This is a genomic window from Gammaproteobacteria bacterium, assembly GCA_029882975.1.
In the GTDB taxonomy this organism is placed as follows: Bacteria; Pseudomonadota; Gammaproteobacteria; order SZUA-152; family SZUA-152; genus JAJDNG01.
In genome coordinates this window covers 112234-128584 of record JAOUJW010000007.1, presented here as the reverse complement: position 1 = coordinate 128584, position 16351 = coordinate 112234, and the positions used below count along the sequence as shown (strand labels likewise).

General features: G+C 47.7%; 13 protein-coding genes. 10 read left to right on the top strand and 3 right to left on the bottom strand.

The genetic code is table 11. The features are described 5' to 3' along the window. Positions 1 to 65 precede the first annotated feature (65 nt). On the bottom strand, positions 66 to 809 hold the full coding sequence (locus OEY58_07370) for a LuxR C-terminal-related transcriptional regulator (GenBank protein MDH5325268.1): 744 nt from the start codon (positions 807 to 809) through the stop codon (positions 66 to 68). Positions 810 to 1016: 207 nt separating this feature from the next. Here OEY58_07370 and OEY58_07365 point away from each other — a divergent pair, with 207 nt between their 5' ends. Both OEY58_07365 and OEY58_07360 read left to right on the top strand, forming a co-directional pair. Beyond that, positions 1017 to 1442: a hypothetical protein gene (locus tag OEY58_07365; GenBank protein MDH5325267.1), complete on the top strand. Its 426-nt coding sequence runs from the start codon at positions 1017 to 1019 to the stop codon at positions 1440 to 1442. A gap of 195 nt (positions 1443 to 1637) precedes the next feature. Continuing rightward, entirely contained in the window at positions 1638 to 2342 is a 705-nt protein-coding gene (locus OEY58_07360) for a GNAT family N-acetyltransferase (protein ID MDH5325266.1), read from the top strand. Positions 2343 to 2385: 43 nt separating this feature from the next. Here the strand turns inward: OEY58_07360 and OEY58_07355 are convergent, their stop codons facing one another. Continuing rightward, positions 2386 to 3708: a hypothetical protein gene (locus OEY58_07355; GenBank protein MDH5325265.1), complete on the bottom strand. Its 1323-nt coding sequence runs from the start codon at positions 3706 to 3708 to the stop codon at positions 2386 to 2388. 190 nt (positions 3709 to 3898) lie between these two features. Between OEY58_07355 and OEY58_07350 the strand changes: the two genes are divergently transcribed. Then, the gene (locus OEY58_07350; GenBank protein MDH5325264.1) at positions 3899 to 4552 is read left to right on the top strand and encodes a hypothetical protein; all 654 of its coding nucleotides are present in this window, start codon (positions 3899 to 3901) and stop codon (positions 4550 to 4552) included. On the opposite strand, the gene OEY58_07345 is transcribed toward OEY58_07350, so the two are convergent. Further along, positions 4549 to 5208: a nuclear transport factor 2 family protein gene (locus OEY58_07345; GenBank protein ID MDH5325263.1), complete on the bottom strand. Its 660-nt coding sequence runs from the start codon at positions 5206 to 5208 to the stop codon at positions 4549 to 4551. The genes OEY58_07350 and OEY58_07345 overlap by 4 nt on opposite strands. Before the next feature lie 102 nt (positions 5209 to 5310). Between OEY58_07345 and OEY58_07340 the strand changes: the two genes are divergently transcribed. The 7 genes from OEY58_07340 (at position 5311) to glgB (ending at position 16336) form a co-directional block, all read left to right on the top strand. Continuing rightward, a complete protein-coding gene (locus OEY58_07340) occupies positions 5311 to 6939 on the top strand; it encodes a GH3 auxin-responsive promoter family protein (protein ID MDH5325262.1) in 1629 nt (542 codons plus the stop codon). After that, the gene (locus tag OEY58_07335; protein MDH5325261.1) at positions 6936 to 8309 is read left to right on the top strand and encodes a B12-binding domain-containing radical SAM protein; all 1374 of its coding nucleotides are present in this window, start codon (positions 6936 to 6938) and stop codon (positions 8307 to 8309) included. The genes OEY58_07340 and OEY58_07335 overlap by 4 nt, the downstream gene beginning before the upstream one ends. A gap of 1 nt (position 8310) precedes the next feature. Then, on the top strand, positions 8311 to 9681 hold the full coding sequence (locus tag OEY58_07330; GenBank protein MDH5325260.1) for a B12-binding domain-containing radical SAM protein: 1371 nt from the start codon (positions 8311 to 8313) through the stop codon (positions 9679 to 9681). Positions 9682 to 9690: 9 nt separating this feature from the next. After that, positions 9691 to 10782, top strand: a complete 1092-nt coding sequence (locus OEY58_07325; GenBank protein ID MDH5325259.1) for a hypothetical protein — start codon at positions 9691 to 9693, stop codon at positions 10780 to 10782. A 262-nt stretch (positions 10783 to 11044) separates the two neighbouring features. Then, positions 11045 to 12382 (top strand): hypothetical protein, encoded by a 1338-nt coding sequence (locus OEY58_07320; protein ID MDH5325258.1) that lies wholly within the window; start codon positions 11045 to 11047, stop codon positions 12380 to 12382. A gap of 93 nt (positions 12383 to 12475) precedes the next feature. Continuing rightward, a complete protein-coding gene (locus tag OEY58_07315; GenBank protein MDH5325257.1) occupies positions 12476 to 13621 on the top strand; it encodes a glycerate kinase in 1146 nt (381 codons plus the stop codon). A 540-nt stretch (positions 13622 to 14161) separates the two neighbouring features. Further along, complete coding sequence (gene glgB / locus OEY58_07310) at positions 14162 to 16336, top strand: 1,4-alpha-glucan branching protein GlgB (protein ID MDH5325256.1); 2175 nt, start codon at positions 14162 to 14164, stop codon at positions 16334 to 16336. The last annotated feature ends 15 nt before the right edge of the window (positions 16337 to 16351 follow it).

Here is a 16351-nt window from a genome sequence, read left to right as displayed (position 1 = left end):
CAAAGTATAAAGTCTGTAGTGTACTATAGAGTCAAGAGTGAAGTGAAGACACTGACGAACGGTCGCTATACCAATCCCAGTTTGATGGCTTCACCTATCGCATGAGGGCAGTTAACCACATCCAGTTTTTTGTAAACATTGGCCAGATGAAATCGCACGGTGCGTTCGGAGATGGACAGAATGATGCTGGTTTCCCAGGCGCTTTTGCCTGCCATCATCCATTTTAATATTTCTATTTCCCTTTTACTCAGACAAACGGGTTGTCGTGTAGTGCATTTGGAAACCGATTCACTCAAAACGGGTGACATGAGTTGCAACAGATATTTGCTTAGCTCCACTCGCGGTTCTTCCACATTGGCCATGGAGATGACGGTGTAGTAATCATGGCTCAGGGGAGCTTTTTGCTTTGAGGTGAATACATTGGCGACGCCGGTTTTTAATCCAAAATCTCTGGCGGCATTAAAAAACTGTTGCGGTCGTTTGGGTTTGATTTTTTTATTCGTGGACCATTCAAAAGGACCAACAGTCTTGATGCCCTGTTCAATGACAGGGTCTATCTGAATATATTGTTCGCTTACATAGGCATCGACCCATTGCAGGTCGTAACTGTGATTAACAACTTTCAGAATCCGGCGGATATTTTGTTTTTGGTCAAACTGGCTGATAACAGCATATTCAAAGCCCACCAGGTTTTGTAAGGTGGACATAGCTTGAGTGATGGATTTTTCAGACTTGTCTTCCAGGCACTGGCGTGTATTTTCCAGGAGTTGTTGATAGTCTCGTTGCTTCAGTGCCGGTGAGTGACTCATATAACAGGTCTCTGAGTAAAAAATCAATAATTCACCTATGAGTATAAATCGAGTGACAAAACTTTATCAATGATACAACAAACCTGCTTACACCACGTTTACATATTGACTCCGGTTGCGTAAGCTTTATGATAATAAAATTTGAGTAAAGCTCAACGGTTTGTGTGAAACTTGACCAGCGAATTAATGAACCAGTGAAATATTTCCGTGACACACTCAAAGTACAGTACACCTTTACCGGGCATGATGGTTCCCCCTATGTTGGAGGCGGCTCTAGGGTGTTTCAGTGCGCGACGATTCCTTCTATTTTACATTAGCCCTAAAAATGACACCGCTTGGACAGATGGAGAAAAGTCCTGTCAGGTTTACTGGCCCAGTTGGTTGTTATACAGCAATAGTCCCAAAGTGAGTTTGTACCTGCGTCACCATGCGCTGACGTATTTGAATGTTGGGATGTCCTACGGATTGGTTTTGGATCGAAATAAACGTCGTTTTTCTATTGATAGCCCCATTTGTATCAGTGGTCGTATGCAGTGTTCCATTGACGACCTCATTGCCCTGCGGGTGCAAAACTGCATGCGGTTTGCCTTGGCAGACGAAATGACTCTGCAAATTGCCAAATATATGTATTAAAGTCCTTTCCGTTTTTTCTTTATGTTCCAACTATTACGCGCCCTATAGTAAATCCGGCTCATTTTCCCGCTGTTACTCCAATACGCATATCTCAAGCCAAACTGACCTGTTCAAACCTACAGGACAGCAACGGATGCCGATGCGTCATAACTATCCATGTAGGTTTAACAATGATGAAAAGATTGGGAGATTTTTATGCAATTACAAATTGATGCTCAACTTGGCTTACTTCGGGATTATACATACACGGGTTCTGAGTACACGGTTAAATGTGGATTGATGCGAGAACACTGGGATGACATATTCCGATTACGCGCCCGAGTGTTTTTTGAAGAGCTAAACTGGGTACCTCCTACTAAGCGGGAAAGGGATTCCTATGATCAGTTTGCTGCATATGTTGCTGCATACGAAAAGGATTACTTATTAGGAACTTTAAGAATCATCGGGCCGGACCAGCCATGGATGCTGCAAAATGAATTCAGTATGTTGTTGCCTGAAGCGGCGACTAAACTGAAACAGAATAACTGTTGTGAGGTCACCCGCTTGGCAGTGGATAAAATTCACCGCGCCTCTCGGTTTACCGACGGTTGGAGTATAGCTGATGTGTTATACCAGGGCCTGTTCAGTTGTTGCATGCTGAACAATTATCGCTATGTTTATATGGTGGTGTCAGTGTCGGTGCTTCGCGCTCTGCGTCTTTCGGGTTTGCCCTGTGAGCGGATTGCGGCTCCTCAGCGTATGGCAGATGGGGTCTGGGCGGTAGCGGCTTGTCTGGATTGGCAAACTTTTATGGTGCAAGTCAGCCAAAAAAGCCCGCGCATGTTGAATGCCTACATGGACATGTTTAAACAACTGCGAACAGATTCGGAGGTGTCTGTATCTGTCCACAGTGTGGTTTGATCTGAAGCAAGCAATGTATGTTTTGTTACAGGGTACACACCGCTTATAAAGTGCAAAACTCAGATTCAAAACCAATATTGTGTAGCTGCGCATGCAATGATTTGCAGGCAGATGTGGCAGCGGGTGTTGTGTCTATAATTGTTGTACCTTCAGAAATTCTCAATCCGGCCAGCATGGTCGCCATTGCCGCGTTTTCATCGCGGCAATGGATGGTTTTGTCTTTAATGTAGGGTGGTGTTGGGTTGATCCGCAACACGTCATTGGCGATTTCCAGTCGCAGGCCAAGTTTCGCCAGCTCCATAATACAATTCAGCTCCGCAGGCCAAGGACGGATATAACTGGGCCCTTGGGAGCGATTGAGCATTAAGGCAAAAAAAGCCAGATGGTTTGGGTGTATGCCGGTTTTTTCCAGGTCGATCTCCATTGGGGATAGCTTGACGGACTCTCTTACCGGAATATACATGGAGTTGCATTCGTAGACGATGTTCAATCCCATGCGCTCTAATAACAGTTTTTCGGCCTGGTGTTGCTTTACGGTTTGTAACGGTACATTACGTAATACCAGGGGGATATTGAAAAACGTGGCGGCGGTTACGTATGCGAAAATGTTACTTGGGTTAGGACGTAAGTTGAAACTCACCATATTTTTGGCTTTTCGAGGCGGAGTAATGGCTACGCTCAGGTCTTTGCGGGCTACTCTGTAACCGCCGGCTTTTAAAAACGTCAGTAACTCGTCCACAACAGGGTGCCTGATAGGAAGTTGCACAGTGCTGGCACCCAGCGTCACGGCGGCGGCGGTGATGATGGCAATCATAGACAAGTTTAAGGCGGCATTTTGTTGTCGCTTTTCTGTGTCCTGCCATTGTCTATGGAGGTAGTCTTGCAAGTTTATGTTGGATGGTTTAAAAAAATGGGTTTTTGCACAAACGCTGTCACTTGTGACGGACACGGCTACACCGAAACTTTCCAGTACTTGCGAGATTGCACTCATGGGGGTGGTTGTGCACCGCGCAAGTTGTTCCCGGTTTAGTGTGATTTCACCGTTGAGTGCTAAGGCGGCAGGCAGTAATAGGGACGGTTCGTCCAGTGCATCCAGTAAGTTTGTTAACGTCGTTTCGCTGTAGGAACTCATGGAGTCATAGTCTAAACTCAAAACATCACTTTGGCGGCGTACGGTGGCGCCGGAATGTTGCAGCGCCTCCAGTAGTTTCAATATCCCGTCAGTTACCGGCATATTGCATAACTCGACCGGGTGCCTGTTAATCAAAGTGGCGATGAGAATACTCTGTGCTGAGAGCGTATCGCCCGGCACAGCGAAAACACCAATTTGCGGGTTGATCTCTCTGCTTGTTATGGAAAACGACATACTGTGATCTTTGTTTCATTCATTATTAATTGTTTTATATTCCAAAAATGCATTTACCATGCCATTCGTAATGTTATAATCGGCCGCGAGTCCAGTTATATTCGGCTGAATGGGATTCACACGCACCTGTCAAAACAGACAGCTGCGATATAATCTGCAGAACTCGTTATCGTGTAAGGCGTAGGCAATCATGAAGTGGCCAGGCGGTTCGTTGTTTAGAAAATATATGGGAGTCGGTACGCTTCTCTACTTGCAATGTTTTTTGGTGTACGGCTTCACCAATTGGTGGGCAACACGGCAAGCTGATTGGTATCGTTGGTATTTCCAGTGGGAGCTGTCGCTTCCGTTTGTTCCCACTTTTGTTTATGTCTATTTGTCCTTGGTTTTATTTCTATTGCTACCGATGTTCTATTTGCGCGAGACGGCTTTGAAGCCCTGGGCTCTGAGTTATACAGTTATGACGCTGGTTGCCGGGATAATTTTCTTTACGTTTCCGACTACCTTGGCAATTCCCAGGGCGTCCTTTAACACTGATGCCGGGTTGTTGTTTTCTTTGATATATACATTGGATATGCCGCACAATCTCTTTCCATCGTTACACGTCGCTTATACCACCTTCGTTATGCATTTGGCTTTTTATTTTTCAGTTCCCAGAATTCCTTTGTTGTTAATGATGTTCTGGTGGTTGCTGTTGAGTATTTCCGTGTTGTTGGTGCACCAGCACCATATGGTGGATATTGTGGGTGGTATGGTTTTGTCGTATTTATGCTATCGTTGGGTATTTCTGCCCGGTTTAGCCGACACCGGAGAAACCCTCCGGTTGTCGGCCAAGGCCAAGGGTTAAGTGGTAGAGCGCCTGCCAAACCGGGCGATAAAGAAAGCGATAATGATACCCACGGCAAAAGCGACTACGCTGAACAGTCCCAGCTTGCCGGTAAGTTGCTCCAAAATGGGATTGGCGAAGGGGCTGACTGAAAAATGGAGTGATACGACTTTCCATTGGTCGTTTTTCTTCACAGCGCTGGCGGTCCAGCGGGTATCAAAGTGATGGATAGTACCGTCTTTTAATTCAAACGTATCCCTGGCCATGCCATAGGCTGTAATGGTGTTATCGTGAAACACGGCAGGGGCACCCAGACTGGCTGTGGTTTTATGGCTTTGTAAGATGGCGCCCTCATCTTTAAACAGCTTATTGTAAAAGGCAATAATAGCCTCTTTACCCACTGCGATATCGTTGGTCATAAAATTAACGCTGATATTTTCGTCAAAGTGTTTGAACAGACCTTCGAAGTCCATAGCATTAATTGCCGCTTCGATTTCCTTGAGTATTTGTTTAAGCGCTGCCCGGTCTTGTTCATGGGGAGCCGATACTGACTGAGTTGAGGCAGAGCCGTTGCCGGAAAGGCCGACAGTGCTGTCAGAAGTACTGTCAGAAGTGCTATCAGCAAAAGCAAAAGTCGTACTGAAAATAAACAACAATAGCAGAAACAGTTTTTTCATATTCGCCTCCCAGGCGTAAATCCGGTTGACTGGAACCCCTCGTCACATCACAATAACAGTAAGCTTATTGTAGCATGTTGTTCCATTGGATACTTATCGGTCATGAGCTTTTCTTCTCGCGAGGAACAAAATTCTCTTTGGCGGCAACTTTCGCTGTTGGCGTGTCAATTGCCGGAAGCCGGCAGCTGTGAAGATTGGCTTTGGCGTTGCTTAAAGGAAAATCAGGCAACAGACTACGGCCATCAATGCCAGTTCGAACGGATTCAATCAGTGGACGATTATAGAGAGTTCGTCCCATTGTGTGGTTATGGGGATGCGCATCATTCCATTGAGCGTATTGCTCAGGGGGAGCCGGATATATTGTTCAAGGGACGCGCCGTGGCATTTGAAATCACGGGGGGCAGTGGTGGTGGACCCAAGCTTATCCCTTACTCTTCTCGGAGCTTAGAGGATTTTCGTTTAGCTCTGTTGCCCTGGCTTGGACGTGTTGCACAAAAACTGTCCGATACCGCAAAAGCATACTGGGCCATCAGTCCGGCGATGCGCATGCAACAGTTTACTACCGGGGGAATACCGCTGGGTTTGAGTGACGGAGCCTATTTAGGTAAGGATGTTTTGCCCTTGTTGGCGGAGTTATCGGCAGTACCATCGGATGTGGCGCAACTTACGGAGTATCACCAATGGCAACGGCTCAGCTTGTACTATTTATTACGTAGCTACGATTTACAGTTTATTTCCATTTGGAGCCCGACGTTTTTCATTACCTTGTTGGATGGTTTGCTACAGCAACAAGATTCTTTACTCGCCTTGTTGCGGTTTGGATGTCATGAGCCGGGTATGAAGGTAGAAGCGGACGCTCAGGCCTTACAACGTTTCAAGGCATTTTTGCTGGATGCGGATTGTGAACGATTGTGGCCGCAATTATCTTTGGTCAGTTGTTGGACCCATGCATCCTCAGAAACTTACTACCACCAATTACAACAAAGATTGCCTTATACTCAGTTTGAAGCCAAAGGTTTGTTGTCTACGGAGGGAGTGGTGACCGTTCCCGATACAGCCGGGCTTTGCCGTCTGGCGCGCGGTTGTGGATTTTATGAGTTTCTTCATGATGGCGATATTTACTTGCCCCGGGAACTTCAGCCCGGTTCGAGTTATGAAGTGATCATGACGACATCCGGCGGATTGTATCGCTATCGAACCGGTGACCGTGTGGTCTGTGAGTCCGTCCAAAGTGATGACCCTGTGTTGCGCTTTGAAGGCAGGATGGGTCGAGTGTCGGATTTGGTTGGAGAGAAGTTAACGGAGTCGTTTGTCTCACATTGTATCGAGGGTGTATCCGGGTTCAGAATGTTGGTACCATCCAAAGAGAGTAAACCGGGTTATATTTTGTTAGTGGATTCAGGGGGGCAAGTGTCTCCTTCTCAATGTGTGCAGCAGGTGGAGCGGCAATTAAAGCGCAATCCGCAATACGCCTATGCCCTGCAGATAGGGCAGTTAAGGCCCTTGCGTCTGGGTGTAATGGAAAAAGCTTTGTCCAGGTATTTATTCTGTGCTTCTAAAACGCAGCGACTTGGAGACATTAAAGTGCCCGCGTTGCTGCTGGATACTGACCGATTGAGCTTGTTTACCCAAGAGATAACGGAGTGGGATATGGAGAAAGGGAATACGGAGAGAAAGGAAAGAGTGGACAATATGGCGAGTGGGAAACCCCGCCGGGAGCGCAACCAGTGAAAATTTTATTGCTGTCCCCCAAAGGTCCTTTGTATCGAAACAAGGGCGGTATATTCAAAAAATCTCTGCGTTACCAACCCCTCACGCTGACCACCTTGGCCGCTTTAGTTCCCGAGGATTTGGACGTGAAGCTGGAATTGGTGGATGAAGGTATCTGCGATGCTCCGCAAAAAACCGATGCGGATCTGGTGGCAATGACAGTCATTACCGGTACCGCCGGCCGTGCTTATGAACTGGCTGAGCGATATCGCCAACAGGGAAAAACGGTAGTTTTGGGTGGCCCGCACGTTACCTTGATGCCGGAAGAAGCTCAGCAACATGCGGACGCCATCTGTATTGGTTATGCCGAACAGGCGTGGCCACAACTCCTGCGAGATTTCAACCGTGGTGCCCTCCAAATCTGTTATCGTCAAGGTGAGGATTTATCGCTGGAAAACATGCCCTTCGCAAAAAGAGAATTGTTGGACAAGCGCTACTTTCTTACCCAGGCCGTATTTGAGGCGACCCGCTCCTGTCTCCACGATTGTGAATTTTGCGTGGCTCCGTCTGCCTGGGGGCGCAAGCAATATCAAAAGCCTGTTGAATGGGTGATAGAAGATATCAAACGCGTAGGCGAGAAAAAAATCCTATTTGTCGATCTGAATCTGATTTCCAATGTGGCTTATGCCAAAGAATTGTTTACCCAACTCATTCCACTAAATGTCCATTGGTACGGATTGTCCACTGTCTTAATTGCCCATGATCCTCAATTGATGGAATTGATGGCGCGTAGCGGTTGTAAGGGTTTATTGTTGGGGTTGGAGACGGTCTCTCGCGACAACCTGAGTAAAACCCGAAAACCTTTTAATGCCTCGGTAGACTATAAAAGCCTGATTAATAGTTTGCATGCGCTGGGCATCTCCATCCAGGGTTGCTTTGTGTTTGGCTTGGACCATGATAGCCCGGATGTGTTTAGTGAAACTGTAGAATTTGCTATCGATGCCGGTGTAGATTTGCCTCGCTTCGCTGTGTTGACTCCTTTTCCAGGTACTCCTTTATACCAACGTCTGGCAGCGGAAGGGCGCATTCTGACCCGGGATTGGGAGTTGTATGACGGCCAACATGTGGTCTTTCAACCGAAAAACATGTCCGTGAGTCAGTTACTCCAGGGACATGAGCGAGCCTGGAAACAAGTATACGCCTGGTCCGCTATCGCTCGGCGTCTATGGAAGGCGGGTAATCTAAAACCTTTGGCTTTGAGTACCAATATGGGATACCGGTTTTATGCCCATCATCTGCAGCGCTTTTACAATTGCGATTGGCAATGGCAGGTGCTACCCAATTCGGTCACCCCGAGTGTAAAGAGCTCCACCGTGTCCGGAGACTATTAGCATGGATTCTGTATTCAAAACCAGGTTGACTATTATTCATCCGGCCATTGGTCATAAAATCGGTGAAAACTATATTCGTTCCTGGCAGATGGAACCTTTACCGGCTGCGGCAATAGCAGGATTGACACCGGATAGTGTTGAAGTGCGATTCTATGACGACCGCATGGAAACCCTACCTTTTGATGAACCGACTGATGCCGTGGCGATGTCGGTGGAAACCTATACGGCAAAGCGTGTCTACCAAATTGCCAGCGAATATCGTCGGCGGGGTGTTCCGGTCATTTTGGGCGGTTTTCATGCCACTTTACAACCCGAAGAAGTTTCGCGCTACGCTGATGCTATCGTGATTGGCGAGGCTGAGCGGGTCTGGCCGGAGTTAGTGGACGATCTATTACACGGCTCACTGCAGCGGGTGTATGAAAACCAAGAGGCTCCGGATTTGAGTCACATTCAGGTGGATCGTTCTATATTTGCACATAAGAACTATCTACCAATTGCCTTGGTGGAAACCGGTAGAGGGTGTCGCTTTCCTTGCGACTTTTGCGCTATCCAAACCGTCTTCAAACGGACGCACCGCTCGCGACCGGTTGATGCCGTGATTCGTGAACTCATAGAACTTAAACCGCGAACACGGTTGTTTTTTTTTGTTGATGATAATTTTGCCGGCAACATTAAACGGGCCTCGGAATTCCTGCACGCATTACAACCTTTAAATATTAAGTGGGTAACGCAAATGAGTATCAACGCGGCTCATGACGAAGACTTCCTGCAATTGTTGGCACGCAGCGGGTGTAAGGGCGTGTTGATCGGGTTTGAAAGTCTTGATGAGGCCAATTTAAAGGCGATGCAAAAGGGGTTTAACGCCATGAAAGGGGGTTATCCGCGCGCCTTGGCCAACCTGCGCCGACATAATATTCGTGTGTATGGTACATTCGTATTCGGCTACGATCATGACAAACATTCCTCTTTTGATGAAGCGGTGCAGTTCGCAATTGATGAAAAACTCTACATTGCCGCTTTCAATCATTTGACACCGTTTCCGGGAACTCCCTTGTACGACAAACTGCAATCGCAAGGACGTTTGCGTTATAAACAATGGTGGTTGGATGAAGCCTACCGCTACAATGATGTGCCGTTTATACCGCACCAATTACAACCCCAGGATGTCACTCGCTTGTGTGTGCAGGCACGGCGGCGGTTTTATTCCATCAATAGTATTCTTAAGCGTGGTTTTGACAAGACTAACCGCAGTGACTCATTTATGTTCCGAAACTATTTTCCCATTAATTTTATTCATCGTGCCGATGTGGATAAACGCAACGGTTATCCGCTGGGCGATGAACGTTGGCAGGGAAATTTGCTACCCGTATGAGAGGCGACGGTGTTTGAGGCGGGAGGTATTGAACATCGTATTGCCCGCGCAGAGCACGATGTAGAATTGCGACAGCTGCTCAAGGCCAATGCCATGGATTCCTGGGTGCAACTGGCTATGGAGCGGGAACCCGCGTATTTTCAAGGCAGTGGCTTGATGGGCGATTCCGTCACCGTAATTGCTCATACTCATGATGGGTGCGTGGTAGGCATGTATAACTGTAATCGATTACCCGTACACGTGAATGGCCAAGCCCGGAATTTAGTCTATCTAGGGGGGTTACGGGTCAACCCCCGGTATCGTATGCGCTTTCGTATTTTGAAAAACGGTTTTGAATCGATACGCCAACTGCTACCTTTTGACGGCAGTCTCCCTTTTTATTTCACCAGCATCGCTTCTGAAAACCGGGTGGCACGGCGATTATTGGAAGCCGGTCTCAAAGGTTTGCCGCGCTATGAATGGGTGGATGAACTGCTCAGTTTAGCAATGTCTACCCGGCAAGGAAAAATTCACGGATTATTGCGTCCCGCCCAAGCCGATGACGTGACTGCGATCACAGAATTATATAACCGCACTGTGCAAGCCTACCAATTTTCGGCAGTATTGGAAGAGTCATGGTTATACTCCCTGGATGGAAGTCATGGATTGCGCTTAGAGGATTTTTGGGTGTACGAGCAGGCCGGCGAATTGAAGGCTTGTATGGCGTTTTGGGATCAAACTGCCTTCAAGCAAATCCGCGTCCAGGGATATCGTTTTCCTGTCAATATGCTGCGTCCGTTTTATAACGGATTTGCTCGGCTTACCGGGAGAATCTCTTTACCGCCCCGAGGTCGGTTGTTTTCGCAGGCCTATTGGTGTTTTTTGGCGCTGGATGAGACTGTGACGCGGCTGGCTGTGCCCCTATTGCAGGACGGTTTGGGCCGGGCGGCACAAAAGGGTATTGAATCCTTGGTTGTGGGTATGTCGAGGCACAATCCCTTGTGTGGAATACTGCAGCAATTTCCGCTGCAGATTTATAAAACCTGTATAGAAACAGTGTCTTGGGATTCAAGTTTGATAAGGTTGCAGGGGCCGGCACAGCCTGAGATCGCTTTGCTGTAGAACTGCTTTGGCAGGTGCTTTGGCAGGGGAGTTACGCAAAGTGTGGTAACGGTCAGCAACAAACCGAAAACAGGGCCGATAAACAATATAGCTTTATTTGATTATTGAGTAATTTAACTAACGAAAACTAAAGTTCTGCTGTGTATTGACGAATATTTTATACGGACTCTCTATCGCCGCAAGGACTGTGTTTTGGCGGCTATTTCACACAGAGATAAATGAAAATTCAATGATAATTAACCGAAATTCAATGGCATAGATTATGGCTGATAAACCGGGTAAGAATAAGTGGATCTCTGAAGAAGACATGTGGGACAGCACCTTATCGTCTGATCATGAGGACACAGGTTATTTGCTGGACTCGGAACCGCCGCCGAAGAAAGACGATTTCAGTCTTGAAGTGCCCGTGGACATGGAAGATGAGGTTTTCGAGGACGCCCGCGAGGTGTGGGATGATGGTCTTGCGGAAGCTGAAAAAAAATTAAATCAAGAAAAACAACGCTTACTTCAGGAGAAAAAGCGACTGCAACAGCTACGGCAGCAAGAGCAGGCCAAAACCCCGCAACAAAGGCAGCAAGAGCAGTTACGTAAGCAACAAGCGTTTGAACAGCAGGCACGCCAGACTCAGGAAATACGCAAAAAATTACTTCAGAAAAAACAAAATGAACTAATGCAATCCAAAGCGTCCGGCAGTCAACCCTTCGGTGCTGCCGACAGCGAACCGTTTGGCGCTTCCCCAGGCCGCGCCGGATCGAGACGATCGGAACGAAGCCAAAGCAGAAGTTCCGTTACCGAAAAACGGTCCAAAGCTATATCAGGCGGCAGTAAAATGCCCATGGTCTTTACCGCCATTATTGTCTTGCTGGGATTCGGGGGAGGCTACATATACGGCAACAAAGATACCTTGTTTAAGACGACAGCATATGAATTCAAAGCGGACAAATATGGCGATTCAACAAAAAGCCAGTCCCAATCCAAGGTGACTAAACCTAAAGCCAGTATTGCTCAAGAAGAAACGGCATCGGCAACCGTAATGGACGCCCAAGTGGAAGCTCAAGAGGAAAGCCAAGCGCTGGTGTCCGATCCCAGTTTGGCCGCTGCAAACGAATTGGAGCCGACGGAAACGGTAGAAAACGTATCCGGCACTCTGGCATCCGTTGTGGAGGCTCGCTTACCGGGTGAAGCGTCGCCGGAAGGTTCAAAGCCCAAACTCAAGAAGCCCGGTTCGGCAAAGCTCACCGAAGCGGAAATTCAAGTGGCACTGGACGAGAGTGTTATTCGTATGGGCCAAAAAGATTGGCCCTCGGTGATCACTTTGAGCAATCAAATTATTAAGTCTAATCCGGCCGCTTCCAATGCGTTTATTAACCGCTCGGTGGCTTACACGGAAATGGGTATGTATCAGGAGGCCATTCAGGATTGTGATTTAGTTATTGCCACTGAACCGGACAACGGTATCGCCTTTAACAACCGTGCCTACGCCTATCAAAAAAAGGGCAATCTAAGCCGCGCTGTTCAAGACTATGAAAAAGCCTGCAAGCTGGGTGTCAGCGCCAGTTGCGTTGAAGCGCAGCTTTTATCCTCACAAATCGTCGAATAAGCCGTCGCTGGACTTCAAATTCATCCAACCGGGTTGGATTTTCCGGCGCGCTTGGGTAAGCTGGGCGCGTTATCCCTAAAGGTTGTTTATGCCTTGAAAATCCTAATAGCCCCCAATGCTTTCAAAGGTAGTTTGACGGCGTCTGAAGCGGCTCAAGCTATTGAGCTGGGAGTAAAACAAGCTTGTCCTCAGGCGCAAACGGTTTTGTTACCCATTGCCGACGGTGGCGATGGTTGTGGTGCCATTCTAGCGGCTGTTCTTGCCGCAACAACGATTCGACTTGAGGCTCGTGGCCCATTGGGGCGGCCGCAACAAACACAATTGTATTTCCATGCGGATCAAAGAACAGCGATCATAGAGTCAGCGGATGTGATTGGGTTGCGGCTTATTTCCGGCGAACCTGCAAATCCTTTATTAGCCGGTAGTTATGGTTTGGGGCAATTGATTCTCAAAGCGCTGGACCTAAAGGCTGAGCAAATATTAATCGGCTTGGGCGGCAGCGCGACCAATGATGCAGGAATGGGGATGGCTGAGGCTCTGGGTGTCAGATTTCTTAACGCTCAGGGAATAGTGTTAAGTGGCAGTGGCGCTGCTCTGGAAACGGTATGGCATATCGACACCAGCGGCATGGATCCACGTTTGAGGCATACTGATATTCGGGTGATGTGTGATGTGGATAACCCTCTATATGGGCCCACAGGCGCGGCTCACATGTTTGCAGCGCAAAAAGGTGCCGATCCCGCCCAGGTGTCAAGATTGGACGAGGGATTGAAGAATTTTGCTGAACGTATCCACCAAGAGATGGGCTTGGATGTTTCGTGTGCAAAAGGGGCGGGTGCCGCAGGTGGATTGGGGGCCGGTTTAATGGCCTTTTGTCAGGCTGTTTTACAGTCTGGAACCGAGCTCATTTTTGATCTTATTGAGTTGGATAAACAGTTGCAGCTTTGTGAACTGGTGATTACGGCTGAGGGTTGTTTGGACGCCCAGTCGGGATGTGGCAAGGGGCCTGTGGCGGTTGCAAAGAGAGCATCTGATTTTGGGGTACCTTGTATCGTCGTAGCCGGTAAGGTCACGCTGGATCCCCCAGCGCTTCAAGCCTTGGGATTTGATAAAGTTACCAGTATTTGTAATCAGACTGTGGATATGCATCAATCCATGCAGGATGCTGCGTCTTACTTGCAACAGGCAAGTCGGGAACTGTTACAGCAGTTTGTGGGTTACTCCGAGCCCAGTAAATAAAGTACATAGGGTACGATTATCCAGGCCAGTCCTTTGATAAGGAAAAAAAGGAAAGCCAGTGCTCCCCACTTTTTGGTGGTTTGAGCCAGTCGATTATTTTCTTCGTTTATGGTTTTCTGGAACATCGTGTTCTCGTCTTATCCGTCTATTATCCCTGTATATCGGTTCCTTTGAAAAAAAATTAGCCAGATTACATAAAGTTTGCATTTCCGGATCGTCGACAATCTTTACAAAACTGTGCTGACATTTCAGGGAAATCAAATAATTATCATTTAAAACAACAGGATAAAAGTATGGCACAGCAATTGCTCTGTAAGAGTGGTACAGAATTCTCGTTGGGTGATGTGTCATCCGACAAGCCAGTTTGGCTGCACTAGCACCCCGACCGTGAGTTTCACCTAAGGGGTGTTTTTTTTGCCTGCGATTTTGTTCAGCCAGTCCTGTCTACAACATGTCCCGTCTGTGTGGTACAAGCCAATTTCTTCTATTATATGAGACGGTAGTGTCACCAATGTAATGGATGGGAGAGGGAAGAATGTTATGGATGAAACGCGAGAATCTCTGACGGATCTGGAAAAACTTTGCAGCGCCAGACATCACGATCCGTTCTCTTTTCTGGGACCGCATCAGATCAACGGTGAAACCGTCATCCGAGCCTACCTGCCGGGTGCCTGTTCCGTTACCTTGCTGGACAATGAACAGCATATGAGTCGTATCGATAGTTCGGATCTGTTCCAATGGCGCGGGCAAGCATCGATCAGCAAGCCTTATCAACTACTATGGTATGACGCCAACAGAAGTCGGCATGTGCTGCATGATCCTTATAGTTTTCCCCCACAAATCCCCGATTTTGATTTGCATTTGTTTGCTCAGGGAAAACATTGGCACGCCTACCGGTTTCTTGGGGCACATGCCCATGAGGCACAAGGTATTGCAGGTGTATTGTTTGCCGTTTGGGCTCCCAATGCGGAGCGGGTCAGTGTGGTGGGAGACTTTAATCACTGGGATGGTCGACGTCACCCTTTGCGTTGTCGGGGCGGTTCCGGTGTTTGGGAGTTGTTCGTACCGGATCTGGCGCCGGGGAGCTTATACAAATACGAAATTCGAAATCGCCACACCGGTGCGGTATTTCTGAAAACCGATCCCTACGCGCAGCAATTTGAGCTAAGACCGAGTAACGCTGCGATAGTACCGCAGGTACAAGCTTATTCATGGCAGGATGACCTCTGGTTGCAGCAAAGGGAAAGCTTTGACTGGCAGCACCGTCCGGTTTCCATCTACGAAGTTCATTTAGGTTCCTGGAAGTGTAACAGCGATGGTTCGGGTATGAACTACCGGCAGCTGGCACACCAATTGGTGGCGCACGTAAAAGCCCTGGGTTTTACCCATATTGAGTTATTGCCACTGACAGAGTTTCCCTTTGATCCTTCCTGGGGTTATCAGGCCATCGGCTATTATGCGCCCACATCGCGCTATGGGAGTCCGGATGAATTTCGCTATTTTGTTGACTATTGTCACCAAAATGACATCGGTGTTTTCCTGGATTGGGTGCCTGCGCACTTTCCCAAGGACGATTTTGCCTTGGCACGTTTTGATGGCAGCGCCTTGTATGAACACGAAGATCCGCGTTTGGGAGAACACCTGGATTGGTCCACCTTGATCTACAATTTCAGTCGCAATGAAGTGAAGAATTTTCTGTTATCCAGCGCTTTATTCTGGCTGGAAGAGTTTCACTTGGATGGTTTGCGGGTGGATGCCGTTGCCTCTATGTTATATCTGGATTACTCCCGGGAGGACTGGTTACCCAATGCGTACGGTGGTCGGGAAAATCTGGCCGCCATTGAGTTTATACAGCAACTCAATACGGTGGTACACCAGGCCTGTAAAGGTGTGTTGATGATGGCGGAAGAGTCCACTTCCTGGCCGCAAGTCAGTCGTCCGGTTTTTGCCGGAGGTTTGGGATTTGACTTGAAATGGAATATGGGCTGGATGAACGATACCTTGGCTTATATGGAAAACGATCCGCTGCATCGAAAACATCATCATAATGAACTGACGTTTAGCATGTTGTATGCATTCACGGAGAATTTTCTGTTACCTTTTTCCCATGATGAGGTCGTTCACGGTAAGCAGTCTTTGTTGAATAAAATGCCCGGTGATGAATGGCAAAAATTTGCCAATTTGCGATTGTTGTATACGTATATGTTTACCCACCCCGGCAAAAAGTTACTCTTTATGGGTTGTGAGTTCGGGCAAGGCTTGGAGTGGGACAGTGGTCGTTTTTTGGATTGGTATGTGTTGGAATATCCTCTACATCAGGGCGTGCAAAACCTGGTAAAGGATTTGAACCATCTGTACCAGGCCCAAGCACCCTTGCATACCTATGAATTTGATTGGCAGGGGTTTGAATGGATAGATTGCCAGAATTCGGAGCAATCTGTTATCAGTTATATTCGCCGGGACCAAAATACTTGTATTATAGTGATTATTAATTTTACGCCGGTGGTACGACAAGCCTATCGTTTGGGTGTTCCGGAGCCGGGAATGTACCAGGAACTGTTCAATTCCGATTCTCAGTACTACGGTGGTAGTAATATGGGTAATGGCTCCCTTGGTCTGCACAGCGAAGACATCGGATGGATGGGGCGGTCTTGGTCCATAAATATTACGTTGCCGCCGCTGGCTGGGGTTGTGTTAAAACGGATGTCTGATTAAGACACGGGATCTAAT

Excerpts from the sequence above, each read along its gene's own strand:
- OEY58_07370 (MDH5325268.1), bottom strand. The coding sequence starts at position 809 with ATGAGTCACTCACCGGCACTGAAGCAACGAGACTATCAACAACTCCTG.
- OEY58_07360 (MDH5325266.1), top strand. The coding sequence starts at position 1,638 with ATGCAATTACAAATTGATGCTCAACTTGGCTTACTTCGGGATTATACA.
- OEY58_07355 (MDH5325265.1), bottom strand. The coding sequence starts at position 3,708 with ATGTCGTTTTCCATAACAAGCAGAGAGATCAACCCGCAAATTGGTGTT.
- OEY58_07350 (MDH5325264.1), top strand. The coding sequence starts at position 3,899 with ATGAAGTGGCCAGGCGGTTCGTTGTTTAGAAAATATATGGGAGTCGGT.
- OEY58_07345 (MDH5325263.1), bottom strand. The coding sequence starts at position 5,208 with ATGAAAAAACTGTTTCTGCTATTGTTGTTTATTTTCAGTACGACTTTT.
- OEY58_07340 (MDH5325262.1), top strand. The coding sequence starts at position 5,311 with ATGAGCTTTTCTTCTCGCGAGGAACAAAATTCTCTTTGGCGGCAACTT.
- OEY58_07330 (MDH5325260.1), top strand. The coding sequence starts at position 8,311 with ATGGATTCTGTATTCAAAACCAGGTTGACTATTATTCATCCGGCCATT.
- OEY58_07320 (MDH5325258.1), top strand. The coding sequence starts at position 11,045 with ATGGCTGATAAACCGGGTAAGAATAAGTGGATCTCTGAAGAAGACATG.
- glgB (MDH5325256.1), top strand. The coding sequence starts at position 14,162 with ATGGATGAAACGCGAGAATCTCTGACGGATCTGGAAAAACTTTGCAGC.